The organism is Kribbella sp., assembly GCF_035655035.1.
Taxonomy (GTDB): Bacteria; Actinomycetota; Actinomycetes; order Propionibacteriales; family Kribbellaceae; genus Kribbella.
Genome location: NZ_DASRVN010000575.1, coordinates 1 through 1,500 on the forward strand (window position 1 = coordinate 1; position 1,500 = coordinate 1,500).

General features: G+C 72.7%; 2 protein-coding genes. Both read left to right on the forward strand.

The features are described from left to right. Nucleotides 1-1,252: LuxR C-terminal-related transcriptional regulator (locus VFF46_RS30715; protein ID WP_325040726.1), on the forward strand; the 1,252-nt coding region annotated here is incomplete at its 5' end. A gap of 42 nt (nt 1,253-1,294) precedes the next feature. Next, nucleotides 1,295-1,500, forward strand: a 206-nt coding sequence (locus VFF46_RS30720) for a hypothetical protein (RefSeq protein ID WP_325040727.1), incomplete at its 3' end; no start/stop codon positions are given.

Here is a 1,500-nt window from a genome sequence, read left to right on the forward strand (position 1 = left end):
GGCGCTCGACCTGGCGGAGGCCACCGGCGACGACCAGGCGCTCGCCGAGGCGCGGCTGGTTGTCGGTGGCGTCGCCTTGCACCTGGACGGCGGTCCCGCGGCGGTTCAGCAGCTCATGCAGGACGCACGGCGGGCCGCTGATGCGTGCGGCGATCAGCACACGTACCTCACCTCGCTGCAATGGGAAGGGCGGGCGATCGCGGATGCCGGACGCCCTGAGGAGGCGGCTGCTCTCCTCGAAGGCGCGGAGCAGCAGGCGGAGCGGTGGGGCCGGATGCGGGCCAGAGGCTCGATGCTGGCGCAGAACCGGGCGGAGGTGCTGATCTCGCTGGGCTGCTGGGACGAGGCCCTGGAGCTGGTGGACAACGCGCTCGCGGACGGCCCGCCGCCCTGGTACGACGCGGCGCTGCGGCTGGAGGTCGCGGTCATCGCCGTACGGCGTGGCAGGTACGACGAGGCGGCGGACCAACTCGCGCAGATGGCCGTACCGCCATCAGGGATGGCCAGCGAAGTCGGCCTGCAGCGCCTGCCTGTCCAGATGGCGCTCGCGGTCGGCACCGGCGACGTGCTCACGGCCGACCGGCTGCTGGCCGAGGCGCTCGACGTGATGGCGGACTGGCCGGCCGCGGACGTGGTGGTCACCGCGCGGCTCTGTCTCGCGGCACTCCAGCTGGAACGGACCGTGACCGGACGCCGGCGGCAGGTGCCCTCGCGATCGGAGTTGCTGCGGAAGCGAATGTCCCACCTGGATCGGTGGCCGGTCGTCGCCGCGGTGTTGCGGACCGGGGACGCCTTCGATGCGGGGACCGTCGCGGCCTGGGACACGGCGGCCGACGCCTGGCGGGTGGCCTACGACGTTCACGAGCTGGCTCTAGCGCTGGTCGGCGGCGCCGCCTCCGCGTTGCGCTCGAACAACAAGCCCGGCGCCCGCCGGCGCCTCGACGAAGCCCGCGAGATTGCGACCCGCCTGGCGGCCGCGCCCTTGCTCAGCGAGATCGACGACCTCAGCCAACGCGCCGGCCTGTCCGCGGCCACGGCCCGGGACGAGTCGTACGGCCTGACCGAGCGCGAACTCGTCGTACTGCGAACCCTCGCCCGCGGCCTGTCCAACGCCGAGATCGCCCGGGAACTCTTCGTCTCACCGAACACCGTCGCCACCCACGTGGTGCGCATCCTCCGCAAGCTCGGCGTCTCCACCCGCACGGAAGCCGCCGCGGTGGCCCACCGCACCGGCCTGCTCGCCGACGACTGAAATTCACGAGCGCGCCGAGCCGACCACTGACAGGGTGTGGGGATGGACGTCGCCGGGGTGCTGCGGGAGTGCTGGGGTCTGAAGCCGGTGGCGCTGGAGGTGCTGACGGGTGGGATGAACTCGGCTACCTGGCTGGCATCGTGTGGTGCGGAACGCGTTGTGCTGAAGGCGGTTGGGGGCGACGATGCCGCGTTCGGGCCCGGGCTGGAGTTGGCGGTTCGGCTGGACGACGCCGGCGTACCGACCGG